This is a genomic window from Hymenobacter sp. BT559 (assembly GCF_016427535.1).
Lineage (GTDB): Bacteria > Bacteroidota > Bacteroidia > Cytophagales > Hymenobacteraceae > Hymenobacter.
Genome location: NZ_JAELXV010000010.1, coordinates 1 through 13,455 on the forward strand (window position 1 = coordinate 1; position 13,455 = coordinate 13,455).

General features: G+C 62.6%; 10 protein-coding genes. 3 read left to right on the forward strand and 7 right to left on the reverse strand.

Annotation, left to right across the window (positions count from 1 at the left end; translation table 11 throughout):
• The 3 genes from JAO77_RS22120 to JAO77_RS22130 form a co-directional block, all read right to left on the reverse strand.
• Positions 1 to 290: hypothetical protein (locus JAO77_RS22120; RefSeq protein ID WP_198992720.1), on the reverse strand; the 290-nt coding region annotated here is incomplete at its 3' end.
• Between the two features lie 84 nt (positions 291 to 374).
• The gene (locus JAO77_RS22125; RefSeq protein WP_198992721.1) at positions 375 to 680 is read right to left on the reverse strand and encodes a hypothetical protein; all 306 of its coding nucleotides are present in this window, start codon (positions 678 to 680) and stop codon (positions 375 to 377) included.
• Positions 677 to 1,108 carry a hypothetical protein gene (locus tag JAO77_RS22130; protein WP_198992722.1) on the reverse strand — a complete coding sequence of 144 codons (432 nt, stop codon included), beginning with the start codon at positions 1,106 to 1,108 and terminating at the stop codon, positions 677 to 679. Before JAO77_RS22130 ends, JAO77_RS22125 begins: the two co-directional genes overlap by 4 nt.
• Positions 1,109 to 1,245: 137 nt before the next feature.
• Between JAO77_RS22130 and JAO77_RS22135 the strand changes: the two genes are divergently transcribed.
• A complete protein-coding gene (locus tag JAO77_RS22135) occupies positions 1,246 to 1,536 on the forward strand; it encodes a hypothetical protein (protein WP_198992723.1) in 291 nt (96 codons plus the stop codon).
• A 484-nt stretch (positions 1,537 to 2,020) separates the two neighbouring features.
• Here JAO77_RS22135 and JAO77_RS22140 read toward each other — a convergent pair whose 3' ends face one another.
• From JAO77_RS22140 to JAO77_RS22155, 4 genes are all read right to left on the reverse strand, one after another.
• Complete coding sequence (locus JAO77_RS22140; RefSeq protein ID WP_198992724.1) at positions 2,021 to 5,338, reverse strand: PAS domain-containing sensor histidine kinase; 3,318 nt, start codon at positions 5,336 to 5,338, stop codon at positions 2,021 to 2,023.
• A 78-nt stretch (positions 5,339 to 5,416) separates the two neighbouring features.
• Entirely contained in the window at positions 5,417 to 5,839 is a 423-nt protein-coding gene (locus JAO77_RS22145; RefSeq protein ID WP_213019464.1) for a response regulator, read from the reverse strand.
• Between the two features lie 10 nt (positions 5,840 to 5,849).
• Entirely contained in the window at positions 5,850 to 8,300 is a 2,451-nt protein-coding gene (locus JAO77_RS22150; RefSeq protein WP_198992725.1) for a PAS domain-containing sensor histidine kinase, read from the reverse strand.
• A gap of 258 nt (positions 8,301 to 8,558) precedes the next feature.
• A complete protein-coding gene (locus JAO77_RS22155) occupies positions 8,559 to 11,180 on the reverse strand; it encodes a PAS domain-containing protein (RefSeq protein ID WP_198992726.1) in 2,622 nt (873 codons plus the stop codon).
• A 286-nt stretch (positions 11,181 to 11,466) separates the two neighbouring features.
• Here JAO77_RS22155 and JAO77_RS22160 point away from each other — a divergent pair, with 286 nt between their 5' ends.
• Positions 11,467 to 12,144 carry a response regulator transcription factor gene (locus JAO77_RS22160; protein WP_198992727.1) on the forward strand — a complete coding sequence of 226 codons (678 nt, stop codon included), beginning with the start codon at positions 11,467 to 11,469 and terminating at the stop codon, positions 12,142 to 12,144.
• Positions 12,145 to 12,158: 14 nt separating this feature from the next.
• The gene (locus JAO77_RS22165; protein WP_198992728.1) at positions 12,159 to 13,427 is read left to right on the forward strand and encodes a sensor histidine kinase; all 1,269 of its coding nucleotides are present in this window, start codon (positions 12,159 to 12,161) and stop codon (positions 13,425 to 13,427) included.
• Positions 13,428 to 13,455: the final 28 nt, after the last annotated feature.

The following is a 13,455-nucleotide window of genomic DNA, read 5'->3' on the forward strand; positions in this document are numbered from 1 at the left end:
CGGGTGGACTGGTCATGGATGGGCGGGTCTAGTGCGGGTAGCTCCGCACTGGCGGCCACGTGGTGGACAAATTGCCACAGCTCCAGCGGGGCCAGCGCCACTTGGTCGCCCGTGAACCAGAGGTCGGGGCGAAATTCATCCAGGGCGCGGGCCAGGACAGGGGCCCGGGCGCGTTCCGGCAGGGTCGGAAAGTGGTGGACTAAGCGCGCTTGCAGGTAGTGCAGCACCTGGGCGCGTTGCGCAGCCGTCGCCTGCCGGTAGGGCAGGGGGGAGGCAGTGGGGGAAAGCATAAATAGGAAGTAGTAAAAGGACAGACGGGGGCCAGCCACTGGGGAGCCAGCCGCGGAGCAGTATTCGCTGAAGTAAGGGAGCCGTTATGGCAGTACCGCGCCAGCGGCCGGGGCAGGGCGCTCGCGCAGCCGCTCATCTGCCAACCAGGTAAGCAGGAGTTGCTGGGCTTCGGCTCGCAGGGCTTGGCGGCGCTCGCGCAGAACCTCCCGGAGTGTGTCTGTAAAGGGGGCCCCCGTGGCGGAGGCGAGCATAATGGTCACCTGCCGGGTATGCGCGTGGAGCGTGACAGCAGTCAGTCCGGTGAGCTCCAGCTGGGCGAGTTGGCGTAGTTGGCGCTTGGCCTGCTTCTGGGCGCGGCGTAGCAGCTGGAGGTCGCGACGGTAGCTCATCGTGCTCGCTGGCTAAGTAGGTCGGCAACTGTTAGCGCGTCGGCCATTTGAAAGCTGGCGACAGCCCGGCGGTCGAACGTGCCGGCCCAGCGGTCGGACCTGTCGGGGAAGAAAGCACCGGGTACCCAGGTTGGAGTGGGCTGGCACAGGCGGGAGCGGTGGCCACGGAAGCTGCCGGAACGCAACTCACGCAACGTGGTACCCGTGGCGAGGTCGCGGCGCTGGCGGGCGGCTTCGGCTTGACGACGGGCGATTTCGGCTAGGACGTTTGCGCCCCAACGAGTTAGATGGGCGATATCGTTGCTTTCATGCACGAAATGGTTGGCCCGCAGTTGTTCCGCTTCGCTGAAAAGGGGGTGGCCGATGAGGGGCATTAGGACGTGCTGACGCAGCTCGCCCAGGGAGGGTTGGGGTACGCTAAAGAGCACACTCGTCCCAGTTACATGGTTCGCCATGTATTTTTGGATTAGGGTTGACAAAAGACCCACCCGTAGTGCCTGCTCTTAACAGGTGCTATATCGGAGGCCATCTCTTGCTGGAGATGGCCTCTTTGGCTTACTTACAGATGGAGCTTCTAACTGAAGCGCTACAAATGTACTACACAAATGCATTACAAAAAAAGCCAAATATTGTCATTTGTATCGCATTGCATTGCATAAGACTACCTTTGTACTACACAATAGGACCACGAATGAAAGCCAAGCCTGCTAAAGATGCGGCGCTAAACATGCGCTTACCAGCCGATTTGCTTGAAAAAGCGAAAACCCATGCTGAAAGCAAAGGCTTGAGTTTAGCAGCATTAGTCCGAATGCTACTTATTCAAGATATAGAAGCTAAAGCAACTCGTCAAACATGAGAAAGCCCAACCAATCGGTTGGGCTTTCTCATGTTTACAGAAGTAGTACGTTGATTATGGGGCCTTTATTGGACTAATTGCCGTTGGTAATCAAACGTTTATATCTCGTGCCAACCACCTGCTACAAGTGCAGGGTCGCGGCGATAGTTCAGCCTCACGCAAACTGCCTAAACTCTCGAAGCTGCTACTATTACTAGCACTCCCAAAATGGTAGCTAATGAGGCGCCAAAAAACAGCGTTTCTGGGACTCTTAGAACCTTCCCTTCAGACCCCGTTATTCAGGCATTTCTTGGAGAAATCACCAACAAACTATTCAGTTACTTAAACAGGCCTTGTAAGTCAAGCACTTATGAGGCCTGTTTGTTTGCAGGTATACTATAGGGGCACTATTTGCTTCTTCAAGTAAGTGAAGCCGTCGCCATATCCTGCAAGTTTAACAGGCTAACAGCCCTGCGGTAAATGTAGTCATTGGGTGGGCTTGTCTTTACTCACGAAAAGTGACGGTGAAGGTTGTCCCGCCCCCTTCCTGGCTCTGCACCGTGATGGTGCCCCCGGCGTTTTCGACTATGCGCTTGACCATATAGAGGCCCACCCCCGAACCTTCTACGTGGGTGTGCAGCCGCTGAAACAGGCCGAAGAGCTGTCGCTGTTGGGCCGCGCTCAGTCCCAGCCCGTTATCCCGCACCGTCAGCACCACGGCCCCCAGCTCGCGGGTAGCGCGCAGGGCAATGATGGGCACTCGGTCGGGAGCGCGGTATTTGACGGCATTGCTGAGCAGGTTGTACACCACCGAGCGTAGGTTTTTGGGGGCGAATAATACCTGAGTGTCGGGAGCAATGTCCACCGTGAGCTGCGCGTCGGCGGCCGTTAGTTGCGGCAGTAGGTCTAGGCGTACGTCGGCTACTACCGGCCCGAGGGGCACTTGCTCGGCCGGCAGGTTTTGGGCCTGCTGCAGGCGCGAAATATCGGTGAGTTGGTCAATGGTGAGCTTGAACCGCTCGATGGCCCCTTGCAGCAGCTGCAGCAGTTGGGCGGTTATTTCCTCGCTTTGCACCTGGGCAGGTAAAACATCATGCAGGGCCATAAGCAAGCCCTCAATGTTGGTGATGGGCGCTTTGAGGTCGTGCGAGGCCGTGTACACGAAGGTATCCAGGTCCACGTTGGTGCGCGTCAGGTGGACGTTGCTTTGGTGCAGTTCTTCGTTGGTCAGCTGCAGCGTGTGGTTGAGGGCCGCTAGCTCCTGGTTCAGCTCCTGCACTTGCTGGCGGGCGAGCACCTGCTCGGTGACCTCGGTGCCCACGGCAATCAGCCCCCAGGTGGTGCCGTGCTCGTCGTAGAGCGGATGGAAGCCGAAGTTGACGTAGGCCTGCGGGGGCAGGTCCAGGTGAGCCCGGTCGAGCATAATGGGGGCTTCGCGGACAAAAAATGGCTCGCCGGTGCGCAGCACGCCCGCCAGGATTTCCTCAAAGCCCTGCCCCGCCGTGTCGGGCACCGCTTCGAAGTAGGGTCGCCCCAGGGTCTGTGCCGCATTACGGCCCCAAATCAAGCCTACTGCCTGATTGGCCAGCTCGACTACCAGGCTAGGGCCGCGCAGGATGGCAATGGCCACGGGGGCCTGCTCGAAGATGCGGCGTAGCTCGCCCTGCTGGGCTTCGCGCTGTTGGCGGGCCAGGGTCTGCGCGGTGGCGTCGGTAGCAAACACCGACACGCCCACCGTTTGGTTGTTTTCGCGGTAGGGCTGGTACGTGAAGTTGAAATAACGGGTCTGGGGCGGTTGCCCGGCCTCCAGATTTAGCAGCACGGGCTCTTCCTGGCCTACGAAGGTTTCGCCCGACTGGTACACCCAGTCAAGGCGCGCCAGCGCCCCGCTGGCCTCGGCCAATGGGTGCACCTCAGCCAAGCGGTGGCCCCGTAATTCTTGCCCCGGAAAAAACTGCTGGTAGGCCGGGTTGACGTACTCAATGCGGTGCTCCGGCTCGCGCAGCAGCATGATGGCGGCCGGTGCTTGCTCGAAGGTTTGGAATAGGTCCTCGCGCTCTTGGGCTCGGCGCTGGGCGGCCGTCAGCAGGGCGGCTTGCATGGCTTCGGCCTGCTGGCGGGCTTGCACTTGCTCGGTCACGTCGTACACGAAGGTGGCTACGCCGGCTACGCGCCCCTGCTCGCGGTAGGGCTGGTAGGCAAGGGTTATAAAGCGCGGGCTGCCCGGCTGTAAGTTGGCCAGAGGCATTTCAGGTACCACCTGCATTTCGCCGGTGCGGTACACGCCATCCAGCAGGTCCACCAGGCCAGCCAGCTTCACCCGCGGGTACACTTCAGCAATGGAGTGGCCCTGGATAGGCCCGGCCCACTCCTCGGGCGGAAACAGCTCGGCAAAGGCGGGGTTGAAGTAGTCGATGCGGTGGTCGGGCTCGCGCAGCAGCACGATGGCCGCCGGCATTTGCTCGAAGAGCTGGTACACGTTCTGCCGCTCCTGCACCTGGCGCTGGGCCACGGCCAGCATAGCAGTTTGCAGGGTGTCGGCCTGGCGGCGGGCCAGCACCTTTTCCGTCTCGTCCACGGCAAAGGTCAGGATGCCCGTAATCTCGCCCTGCTCGTTGCGCAGGGGGTGGTAGCTGAAATCGACGTAGAGCGTCTGCGCCTGCTGGGTGGCCGCGTCGTGCAGCTGCACCGGAATCTCGCGGCCTAGGTAGGGCTTGCCGGTGCGGTACACGCGGTCGAGCAGGTCGATAAAGCCCTGGGCCACCAGCTCGGGCTGGGCCTCAGCCGTGGGTTGCCCTAGGGCGGCCCGATTGCCTACGAGGGTGCGGTAAATGTCGTTGGCAAAGGCAAAGCGGTGCTCGGGGCCCTCCAGCGTAGCAATGGCGGCGGGCACTTGCGCTAAGATTTGCCGCAGCTGCTGCCGCTGCCCGGCCAGCGCCTGGGTGCGCTGCTGCACGCGGGTTTCCAGTTCCTGGTTGAGCTGCTCGACCTGGCGGCGGGCCAGCACCTGCGCCGTGACGTCGTAGGAGAAATCCAGGATGCCGTAAATATGCCCTTCGGCATCGCGCAGCGGATGGTACGAGGTATTGACGAACAGCGGACTAGCGTTGCCCGGCTGGTGCGGGGCGAGCTGCACTTCTACCTCGTAGGCCTGGATTACTTCGCCCGTGGTATACACCCGGTCGAACAGGGCAAAGAGGGCCTCGCCCACGGCCCCGGCAGAGGCCTCGCGCACGGGGCGGCCGAGCACGGCGGCGGCTGGCACGAAGCTTTCAAAGCGTGGATTCACGAAAGTGAACACGTGGTCGGGCCCGGTATAGGTGGCCACCTGGGCCGGCAGCTGCTGCAGCACCTCGTAGAAGCGCTGCCATTGCGCCTCGGCTTCGGCCCGCGCGGCGCGCTCGCGGGCCTGGCTCTCGCGCAGGGCCTGCTCGACCTCGTGGTGCTCCTGCTCGGTCGAGGCGGTGAAGCTCACCAGCAGCAGCTCGCCCACGCGCTGGGCCGCGAGGCGGAAGTAGGCATCGTAGGCGCCGGGCTGGTGGTAGTTGGCGGCCAGGTGGCGCGGCTCGCCGCCGGCCAGGTACGCCGCGCAGTGAAAGGAAAAGCCGGCCTCGGGCTCGGTAAACTGCTGGCGGTACGTAACGGTGGGCTGGGCCGGCAAGCCGAGCAGGCGCTGGGCGGCGGGGTTGAGGTAGGCAAAGGAAAAATCTACCAGCTGCCCGGTGGCATCCAGCACGGGCAAGTAGCCTACTACGCCACTCACGGAGAGGTCCAGCAGGGCAGGCAGCAGCAGCTTGGCCGACGCTAGTGAAGAGAGGGGCATAAAGCAGGGATGTTTTACTGGGGAGGTATTCAGCAGGTTGGACCCCTAGGCTTACCGCCGGGAGAGTGCCACGATTGTTTAGTTGGCCGCGAAGTGCTCGGCCAGCAGCGTCGTCACTTTCTCTCTGGTGAGGGGCTTGTTGAGAAAGCCGGTAATGGGCAGCTGCTCCACGCGGGCCTGGTCGAGCGGGTTGAGGGAGGTAGTGAGCATGGCCACCACGGTGTGCTGCCGCCGCTCGGGCGGGAGGGTGAAGTAGGCCTCCAAAAACGCCAGCCCGTTCATGATGGGCATGTTCATATCGAGCAAAATCAGCTCGGGGCAGCCCGGCCCGTCGGGAAGCAGGCAGCGCTCTTGTAAAATGCGCAGGGCTTCGGCCCCGTTTTCGGCTACGAGCACCTCCTTGGTTACCCGCATGGTGGTAAGCAGGAGTAGCTTATTAAGAAAATTGGTCGTGGTGTCGTCGTCCACGAGCAGCACGCCGTTGAGGATAGGAGTATTCAAAATCAAGGAATTAACTAGGAAACGTAACGGTAAAGGTGGCGCCCTCGCCGAGTTGGCTGGCTACCGCAATGCGGGCCCCGGCATTCTCAATCAGGCGCTTAATCATGTAGAGGCCCACGCCCGTGCCTTCCACGTGGGTGTGCAGCCGCTGGAAAGCCTGAAACAGCCGTTCCTGCTGGCTGGCGCTCATGCCCAGGCCGTTGTCCTGCACCGTGAGCACTACGGCGGCGGGCTGGCGCTCGGCCCGCACCGTTACCTGGGCCGGGCGGGCGGGGTCGTGGTACTTGAGGGCGTTGCTAAGCAGGTTGTAGACGATGGAGCGCAAATTGGCCGGGGCGAAGTGCAGGCCCAGCCCATCGGCAATGGCCACGTGCACCTGGGCCTGCGCCGCCGTCACCTCGGCCGCCAGGTCGGCCAGCACGGCGGCTACCAGCGGCCCTAGGGGCACTAGCTGCGCGGGGCCGGCCGGCGTCTGCTGCAAGCGAATCAACTCGGTGAGCTGCTCGATGGTGAGGCGGAAGCGGGCCACGGTGCCATCGAGCAGGTCTAGTAGCGGAGCCACCAGCGACTGCTGCTGCACCTCCACGGGTAGCGTGTCGCGTAGCACGACCAGCAAGCCCTCCAGGTTAGTAATCGGCGACTTGAGGTCGTGCGAAGCCGTGTAGACAAAGGTGTCCAGATCGGCGTTGGTGCGGCGCAGCTGCTGGTTGGTTTGCTGCAAAGCCTGGTTGGCGCCGGTCAATTCTTCATTGAGTGCCTGCACCTGCTGGCGGGCACTGACTTGCTCGGTCACGTCCACGGCCACGCAGGCGATGGCCGCCACCACGTCCTGCTCATCAAGCAGCGGCTGGTACACGAAGGTGTAGTAGCCGGGCTGGCCGGGTTGGTGGTAGGCCAGGCGGGCGGGCCGCTCCTGCTGGGAGTAGGGCTGCCCGGTGTGCCATACCTGGTCGAGCAGCTCGGCAATGCCCTGCCCTTGCAGCTCAGGCACGGCTTCCAGGTAGGGTCGGCCCAGCAGCTCGGTTGGCGCGTGGCCCAGGATGCGAGCCATCAGCGGGTTCACTACTTCCAGCACATAGTCAGGGCCCCGTACCACGAACAGGGCCGTGGGCGACTGCTCGAACACGCTTTGCAGCAACTGGCGCTGGGCCTCGCGCTCCTGGCGGGCCAGTACCTGCTCGGTCACCTCCACCCCGAAGGCGAGCACGCCCCTAGGCTCGCCCTGGGCGTTGCGCAGTGGGGCGTAGGTGAGGTCGTAGTAGCCGAGCTGCTGCTGCCCCACCGACTGCGTGCGCCAAAGCGGGGTAGTGGGGCTGACCACCGGCGGCCCGCCGGCCCCGATGCGCCCGAGCATCTCGCCAAAGCCTTGAGCCACGGCATCGGGCTGCACCTCGGCTAGGGGGCGGCCTAGGGCGGGCTGGCCCCCCAGCAGGCGCTGGTAGTTGTGGTTGAGGAACGAAAAGCGTAGCTCCGGTCCGCTAAGCGTGGCAATGTAGGCGGGCGTCTGGCCCAAAATCTGATTGAGCAGCGCTTGCTGCTCGCCCAGCTCGCGGGTGCGCGCTCGCACGCGGGCTTCCAGCTCGGCATTGAGCTGCTCGACCTGCCGCCGCGCTAGCACGCTCGCGCTCACCTCGGTAGCTACCATCGTAATGCCGGTGATGCGCCCGTCAGTTTCGCGCAGCGGGTGGTACACGAAGTCCCAGTACACGGTGTCGCGCCGGCCCTCGCGGTCGATAATGGAAGGCAGCTCGTGGGCCACGTAGGGCTCGCCGGTGGCTAGCACGCCATCCAATAATTCCTCGAAGCCCTGGCCGGCCGCCTCGGGCAGCAGCTCGAAGAGCAGCGTGCCCACGGCTTGCGCCGGAGTGCGGCCCCAGAGGGCGCACACGGCCGGGTTGGCCATTTCAATCACGTAGCGCGGGCCGCGAAAGGTGGCAATGCCCACCGGGGCCTGCTCAAACAAGTCGGCCAGTTGCCGGCGCTGGGCTTCCTGCTGGCGGCGGGCGCGCACCTGCTCCGTCACGTCGGTGGCGAAGGCGCTGATGCCCACCACCGTCCCCTGCTCGCGGATAGCCTGGTAAGTAAAGGTGAAGAACCGCTCCTCGGCCGGCTGGTCGGCGGTGGCCGCCAGCGCCACGGACTGCTCGGTGCCGTGGTAGGTAGTGCCGGTCTGGTACACGCCATCGAGCAGGGCCAGAATGCCCGTGGACACCAGCTCAGGCAGGGCCTCGGTCACCGGTAGGCCCAGCAGCTGGCGGCCCGGCAGCAGCCGCTGGTAGGCAGCGTTCAGGTATTCATAGTGGTGGGCGGGGCCGCGCAGCACGCACACGGCCGCCGGTGTGTCGTCGTAGAAGCGGTAGAGGGTCTGACGCTGGGCCAGCAGGCGCTGGGCATCAGCCAAGGCGGCAGCTGGAGAAATAGCCGACAAATCGGCCGAAAAAGAATCGGCGGGAGAAGCCATTGCGACACCGGGGGAAAGCCCTGAACGACAGATAAACCATCGCTGCTGACCGCGTTGCAGGAACGAGGACAGCGAGCAGCCGGTGCGTGGCGCGTAGGATAAAAAACTAATTGGGTAGGACTAGCCAAAGATAGGGGCTGCCCGCCCCGCTAGCCCATCGGGAGTCAGAAAAGTTCCTGGGCTAAGTTGCCCCCTGCGCCGGCTGCCTACCGGCCAACTCGTTCTTGAAGTTTGACCTAGGGCACACCGGCCGCCGGCCTAGGCGGGAAACGTGAGGGTGAAGGTGGTACCCACCTCTACCTGGCTTTCGACGGCGATGGTGCCGCCGCCATTCTCCACCAGGCGCTTGGTGATGTAGAGGCCCACGCCCGTGCCCTCCACGTGGGTGTGCAGGCGCTGAAACAGTCCGAATAATTGGCGCTGCTGTACCTCGCTTATGCCTAGGCCGTTGTCCTGCACTTGTACCACTACCCGCGGCCCAGTGCGGGCCGCGTGCACCCGTATCTGGCAGGGCCGGTCGAGGGCGCGGTACTTCACCGCGTTGCTGAGCAGGTTGTAGATGGCCGAGCGTAAGTTGGCCGGCGAGAAGGACACGACCAGTTCGGGCGCGACGTCGACCGTGAGCTGCGCCCCGGCGGCCACGATAAGCGGGGCCAAATCCAGGCGCACGGCCTCCACTACGGCCGCCAGGTGCACCGGCTCAGCCGGGCCGGCATGTACCAGCTGCAACCGGGAAATATCCGTGAGCTGGCCGATGGTGAACTGGAAGCGGGCCGTGGTCTGGGTTAGCAGGTCGAGCAGGTGGGCCACCAGCTCGTCCTGCTGCACGGCGGGGGGTAGGGTTTCGCGCAGGGCTAGGGTAATGCTTTCGATGTTGGTAATCGGGGCCTTAAGGTCGTGGGAGGCCGTGTAGACGAAGGTGTCCAAGTCCACGTTGGTACGCGTAAGCCGGGTGTTGCTTTCGTTCAACTCTTCGTTGGTGACCGTCAGCTCCTCGTTGATGGCCGCTAGCTCCTCGTTGAGACCCTGCACCTGCTGGCGGGCCAGCACTTGGTCGGTGGCTTCCGTCCACATCACCACGACGCCATTCACGCGCTGGTTTTCATCGTGCAAAGGCTTAAAGATGACATTATAGTATCCTAAGGCTGGCAAGCCGGTGTGGGCGCGGGCCAACTTGATGGGCACTTCGCGCAGCACCACGGCCTCGCCGGTGGCCAGGATGCCAGCCAGCATTTCTTCGAAGCCCTGGCCGGCCGAGCTGGGAATGGCCTCGAAGTGGGGGCGGCCCAGCACGTCGGCCACCGCCACGCCCCAGATAATTTCGGCGTTCGCATTGGCCTGCTCGATAATAAACTGTGGGCCGCGCAGCACCACAATCGCCATCGGGGCCTGCGCAAAAAGGCGCTGCTGCGCTGCTTGCTGCGCTTGCAGCGCCTGGGTGCGCTGCTGCACGCGCGCCTCTAGCTCTTCGTTCAGGTGTCGCAACTGCCGCTGCGCCTCGCTCAAAGCCACGTTGGCCGACTGGTATTCCTCGTTGCTAGCTCGCAGCTCTTCGTTGATGGCGGCCAGTTCTTCGTTAAGCGTCTGTACCTGCTGGCGGGCCACTACCTGCTCGGTCACGTCCACGGCTACGCAGAGTACACCGCTCACCTGGCCGTCAACCTCGTAAAGCGGTTGGTAAACAAAGTTGAAATAAGTCGTGTGAAGCTGGCCATCACGCCGCAGCGTGGCGGGGGTTTCGGTGCCAATATACGACACCTGCGTGTGCAGCACCTGCCGCAGCAAGTCGTCAAAGCCCTGGCCTTGCAGCTCGGGCACGGCCTCCAGCAGCGGCCGGCCCAGGACCTGCGCCGGGGTGTAGCCCCAGAGCGCCGATATAACGGCGTTCACCGTCGTAATGCGCAGGTCCTCCCCCTCATATAAGCTAATGGCTACTGGGGCCTGCGTGATAAGGGCTTGCAGTTGGTTCCGCTCGCGCACGGCCTCGGCGCGGGCCGCTTCGAGCTGCTGGTTGAGCTGTTCGACCTGCTGGCGGGCCAGGACCTGCTCCGTAACGTCGATGGCCGACGTCAGCACGCCCGTGCGCTGCCCTTGCCCGTCGTAGCTCGGCTGATAGGTGATGTTAAAGTACCCCTGGTACGGCTGCCCGGCCCGGCGCAGGGAAACCAATTGCTCCTGCAAATAATGGGGCTCGCCCGTGCGCCAGACGGCGCCGAGTAGTTCCTCAAACCCCTGGCCGGCCAGCTCGGGCAGGGCCGTAAAGTGGGCCTGCCCCGCTACCTGCGCCAGGGACCGGTCCCAGAGCTGCGCCATGCGCGCGTTGGCGAACTCGATAACGTGGGTGGGGCCTTGCAGCAGGCTAATGGCCACGGGCGCTTGCTCAAACATGGCGTAGAGCGTCGCTTGCCGGGCTTCGGCGGCGGCCAGGGCGGCCTGCTCGCGGACCTGGCTCGCACGTAACGCCTCTTCCACCGCCGAGCGGGGCTGGTCGTTGGTGTCGGTGAAGCTGACGACCAGCACCTCCCCGCTGCGCTGCGCCGCGAGGTAGAAGTAGGCGTCGAGCCCGTCGTGCTGGTAATTAAACTGGTGCCGCTTGACCGTGGCCGCCTGGAACGCCTGGCAGTAAAAGTCGAACACGCCGGTGGGCCGGGCAGTGGGGTAAAGCGTCAGAAACGACTGCTCGGGCCGCTCCGGCAGCTGCAGCATCTGCTGGGCGGCGGCGTTGAGCCGCACGTAGGCCAGGTCTACTATCTCCACTTCATCGGCCGCAAACACGGGCTGGAAGAGGATAACGCCCGTCATGGAGACGTTGAACAGCACTTCCAGCAGGTCTTCGGAAGCCGGCACGGGGGCTGGGTGCGCCGGAGTGTGAGCAGACATAAGGCGCAAAAAACAACTAATTAAGGGTGCTAAAGTACGGCCCTTAAATAGTTCTTTCGGAAACTACTTCTTGACCCAGCAAAAAGTGGGTTTTCGGTCTATCTAGCGGGGGTAGGGGAGGGGGTGTCGGAACTGCGCGCCTTTCGGACGCACTGTGAAGTTTCAAATTGTCAGTTTTTAGTGGCTCTCTTTACTGGCTAAACAACTTCACTTTTGTTAGCAGGATTACTTCAGGATTGAAAGCGTCTTTTGAGCTACCGGACAAAACGCTTTTACGCTATCAATCATGAAATTACTCCTTGTCGAAGACGAAGCGGCCTTACGTACCACGCTGGTACCGGCGCTCGCCCAGAACGGCTATGTTGTGGAGGTAGCCATAAATTTTGCCCAGGCCTACGAAAAAATCAAGCTCTACCGCTATGACTGCGTGCTGGTAGATTTGACCCTGCCCGATGGTGATGGTCTTGACCTGGTACGGTCCCTGAAGGCCGACGGCTCGCCGGCCGGGGTGCTCATCTTCACCGCCCGCGACACGCTCGAAGACCGCATCACTGGCCTGGACTTAGGGGCCGACGATTATCTGGTTAAGCCCTTCCACCTGTCCGAATTGAATGCGCGAGTACGGGCCATCATTCGGCGGCGGCAATTTCAGGGGCAGCATCATATCGCATTTCGGGACCTCTTGGTCTGGCCCGAGCAGAATGAAGTCTTGGTGCACGGCGAAGCCCTGACGTTGACGCGTAAGGAGTACGATTTGCTACTTTATCTGCTAGCTAATCCCGGGCGAGTACTCACCAAAGAAGCCATTGCCGAGCACCTATGCGGCGACCAGGTAGACGCGGCTGACTCGTTCGACTTCATCTACACCCACCTCAAAAACCTGCGCAAGAAGCTCCAGGAGCACGGGGCTGAGAACTATATCCGTACCCTTTATGGGGTAGGCTATAAGCTCAACCTGGAGTAAAGGCCTAGTCACGCATGAAGCTACTCGCCGCTACTACCCGCTACTACCTGCTGCTGACGGCTGGCCTATTTGTGCTGGCCAGCGGCCTGCTGTACTTCGGCCTGGAGTGGGCCCTGCGGCACGAGGCTGATGAGCAGCTGCACAACGAGCGGCTGTACGTACAACACCTGGCGGCGGGCGGCAAAAGTCTGCCGGCCAGCCTTTTTGCTTACCAGCTTAGCCGCAGTACCAGCCCCCGACTCACGGGCTTTAGCGATACCCTGCTGCTCGACCCGGTGGAACAGGAGTTAGTGCCCTTCCGACAGCTGACGTTTCGGCTGCCGGCTACCCCTAGCCACGCCGCCGAGTGGCTCACGTTACGCAAGTCCCTAGTGGAAAGCCAGGATGTGCTGCGGGTAGTGCTGGGCGTGATGCTCGGCGCGCTGGCGCTGCTGCTGCTCGGCGTAGTGGGCCTGAATCGTTGGCTGGCCAAGCGCCTGTGGGCGCCTTTTCAACATACGTTGACGCGGCTGCGGGCCTACGACCTGCACCGCCACCAGCCGCTGCATTTACCCTTGCCCGTCATCGTGGAGTTTGCGGAACTCAACCAAGCGCTTAATCAGCTGAGTGAGCGCCTAGTAGCAGACTACGAAAGCCTGCGCCAGTTTACCGAAAATGCGGCCCACGAAACCCAGACGCCGCTGGCCATCATGCAGGCCAAGATGGAGCAGCTATTGCAAGCCCCCACGCTAGCTGAAGATGAGGCGACGATGACCTTACTGGGCGAGCTGCTTCAGGCCTCGCAACGCCTCTCGCGCCTGCACCAAGCCCTCACGCTGCTGAGCCGCCTTGAAAACCATCAGTTTGCTCCCGCCCAGGTGGTACCCGTTTACCTCGACCAGGTGCTGCGCGACCGCGTAGCCATGCTGGAGCCGTTACTCGAAGCCCGTAATCTGCACTTGACGCTGCACGTAGCGCCGAACCTGACTGCCCGCCCCCTACACCCTGGCCTGGCCGATTCGCTGGTGCACAACCTGCTGCAAAATGCCATCAAGCACAACTACCCCGACGGGGACATTGCTGTGTCGCTAAGTCAGACGGCGCTCGAAGTCAGCAATACCGGGCCAGCTATCCTAGGTGACCCCACGCGGTTTTTTGAGCGCTTCCGCAAGCACAATGCCGCTTCCGAATCCCCGGGCTTGGGTCTGAGCATCGTGCAACACATCTGCACCTTTTATAATTTCCGGGTGGGCTACGACTATGCTGCCAGTCCGGTGCGCCACACCCTGCGGGTTGAATTCTAGCCGGCGTACTGCCAGCTTGCTGGACCGT